This is a genomic window from Phyllobacterium sp. 22552, assembly GCF_052044585.1.
Classification (GTDB): domain Bacteria; phylum Pseudomonadota; class Alphaproteobacteria; order Rhizobiales; family Rhizobiaceae; genus Phyllobacterium; species Phyllobacterium ifriqiyense.
Genome location: NZ_JBQENG010000015.1, coordinates 1 through 2,962 on the forward strand (window position 1 = coordinate 1; position 2,962 = coordinate 2,962).

General features: G+C 50.9%; 3 protein-coding genes. 1 reads left to right on the forward strand and 2 read right to left on the reverse strand.

Annotation, left to right across the window (positions count from 1 at the left end; all coding sequences use genetic code 11):
* Together ACTJI9_RS22415 and ACTJI9_RS22420 are read right to left on the reverse strand one after the other, a co-directional pair.
* Positions 1 to 387 (reverse strand): gluconokinase (locus tag ACTJI9_RS22415; RefSeq protein ID WP_440811024.1); only part of this gene is annotated, 387 nt, incomplete at its 3' end.
* Positions 384 to 1,151 carry an SDR family oxidoreductase gene (locus tag ACTJI9_RS22420; RefSeq protein WP_440811026.1) on the reverse strand — a complete coding sequence of 256 codons (768 nt, stop codon included), beginning with the start codon at positions 1,149 to 1,151 and terminating at the stop codon, positions 384 to 386. The genes ACTJI9_RS22420 and ACTJI9_RS22415, both read right to left, overlap by 4 nt.
* Before the next feature lie 202 nt (positions 1,152 to 1,353).
* Here ACTJI9_RS22420 and ACTJI9_RS22425 point away from each other — a divergent pair, with 202 nt between their 5' ends.
* A complete protein-coding gene (locus ACTJI9_RS22425) occupies positions 1,354 to 2,787 on the forward strand; it encodes an aldehyde dehydrogenase family protein (RefSeq protein ID WP_115055868.1) in 1,434 nt (477 codons plus the stop codon).
* Positions 2,788 to 2,962 lie beyond the last annotated feature (175 nt).

Genomic DNA, 2,962 nt, shown 5'->3' on the forward strand with positions numbered 1-2,962 from the left:
AAGCTGACTGTCCAACATCGAAACCGGCATAAAATGACCCGTGCGCTTACCCATGTGTGAGCGTAGAACCTCGACTTCGCCATCCAGGAAAATGAATGCAAGCGGTCCGCCAGCTTTCTCTCTCAAACGTTCGCGATAGCTTTTTTTCAAAGCTGAACAAGACACCACTAGCCCATTTTCGGCTTCAGCCAGTTCAATGCCAATTTTGTCGAGCCACGGCCAGCGGTCATCATCCGTCAAAGGAATGCCGGAAGACATTTTTTCGACGTTACGTTCGGGATGAAGCGTATCGCCTTCCAAAAAAGGAAGCTTTAAGGCTTCGGCGATCGCAACTCCTACTGAGGTTTTTCCCGAACCGCTCACGCCCATTACTATAATGCGTATCATATTGAAGCTGTAATCCCGCCATCGATATGGATGACTTGCCCATTAACAAAGGACGAGGCATCACTTGCCAAGAATATTGCAGCGCCAACCAATTCTTCAACATTTCCCCATCGTCCTGCCGGGGTCCGTTTCTCCAGCCAAGTGGAGAACTCTGGATCACCGATCAATGCTTGATTCAATGGGGTTTTGAAGTAGCCGGGTGCGATAGCGTTGATTTGCAGACCATATTTCGCCCAATCCGTGCACATGCCTCGCGTCAAATTACGAACAGCGCCTTTCGTTGCCGTGTATGGCGCTATGGATGGCCGGGCCAGTTCACTCTGAACCGAAGCAATATTAATAATCTTGCCGCGGCCTCGCTTGATCATGTGTTGAGCAGCGCTCTGGCCGGCGTAGAAAACGCTCGAGATGTTTGTTTGCAGCAATTGCTGCCATTTATCATCCGGAAAATCCTCCAGGGGAGCACGAAATTGCATACCGGCATTATTGATGAGAATATCAATCGGACCGATCTCGGCCTCGATCTTATCAATCCCCTTCTTGACCGCACCAATATCGGTTACATCGAAATGCGAGGTATGCGCCTTATACCCCTCAGCACTGAGTTTGGTGACGGCTGCTGCAAGTTTTTCCCGGTTGCGGCCGTTGAGGACGACCGTCGCACCATATGATGCGAGACCTTTTGCCAAAGCGAAGCCGATACCTTGACTGGACCCAGTAACGAGCGCGAGGCGCCCCTCAAGATTAAACAATGAGTAGGGCATGTGGACGTTCCTCTTATTCGCTTCTTGTGAGCGGACGAATATTCCGGCGTGCTCGATAAGCTTAACTAGCAGTCCTTTACGCAGCATTCTACCCGGCCAATCAAGCTCCATATGGCCGAAAAGCCAAATGTTCTGGATTAACCGTTGAAACGCCTGTCTCCTATGGTATTGATTCAACTGAACAGAACGAAAGAACACAATCATGACATTGCACCAAAATCTGATCGACGGCGAATGGGCCGGTGGCGACGCCATTGCCAATATCAATCCTTCCAACACCAATGATGTGGTTGGGGAATATGCGAGAGCGACGGCTGAGGACACGTTGCGGGCCATTGCTGCTGCAAAAGCGGCCTTTCCTGCTTGGGCGCGTTCTGGAATTCTCGAACGTCATGCAATCTTGCGCAAAACTGCAGATGAGATCACTGCCCGCAAGGATGAACTTGGCCGATTGCTCTCTCGGGAAGAAGGCAAGACACTGGCCGAAGGGATTGGTGAAACTTTGCGTGCAGCGCAAATCTTCGACTTCTTTGCCGGAGAAGTGTTGCGGCTTGCAGGCGAAGTTTTGCCAAGTGCTCGTCCGAATATCGGTGTTGAAATTACGAGAGAACCGGTTGGCGTTGTCGGCATCATCACCCCGTGGAATTTCCCCATTGCGATTCCTGCCTGGAAGATCGCCCCTGCGCTTGCCTATGGAAACACTGTTGTTTTTAAGCCAGCCGATCTCGTGCCAGGCTGCTCTTGGGCAATTGTCGATATCCTGCATCGTTCGGGCCTGCCAAAGGGTGTGCTTAATCTTGTCATGGGCAAGGGTTCAGTTGTAGGGCAGACAATTCTCGACAGCGCCGATGTCAATGCGATCACTTTCACCGGATCTGTCGGTACGGGAAAACGCGTCGCTGCAGCATCAATTGAGCATATGCGCAAATTCCAGTTGGAGATGGGCGGTAAAAATCCATTTGTTGTTCTGGATGATGCCGAGCTCAACGTCGCGGTCGACGCCGCTGTAAATAGTGCGTTTTTCTCAACCGGTCAGCGTTGCACAGCATCTTCTCGAATCATTGTCACCGAGGGCATCCATGACCGATTCGTTGCTGCTGTTTCGGAAAAACTGAAAACCATCATAGTTGATGATGCTTTGAAGGCGGGGACGCATATTGGCCCCGTTGTCGATGCGAGCCAGCTCAAGCAGGATGAAGATTATATTGCTATCGGTCAAAAAGAGGGTGCAAAGCTCGCTTTTGGCGGCGAACGGCTGACACGGGATAATCCCGGCTTCTATCTGCAGCCCGCTTTGTTTACGGAAGCGACGAATCAAATGCGTATTTCTCGCGAAGAAATATTTGGTCCTGTCGCCAGTGTCATCCGCGTCAAGGATTATGAAGAGGCGCTGCATACAGCAAATGATACGCCTTTTGGCCTCTCATCGGGCATTGCGACGACGAGCCTGAAGCATGCGACTCATTTCAAACGCAATGCCGAAGCTGGGATGGTAATGGTTAACCTGCCCACTGCCGGTGTTGATTTCCATGTGCCTTTCGGCGGACGTAAGGGATCAAGCTATGGCCCTCGTGAGCAGGGCAAATACGCTGCCGAGTTTTATACGACGGTGAAAACCGCCTATACGCTGGCCTGATCCTCGTCGCAGGATCTATGTGAATGTTGAAGGGGCGTTGCGCAGGCAGCGCCCCTTGTTTTTTGCCCTACATTTTGTTGAGTTATCCCCAGGGATTGGGATTTGTTTTATAAAAGTTAGATTTTGGGGATTTTTTTGAGAAAGTGTTGTTGACAGTTTTGTGGAGTGGGGTCTA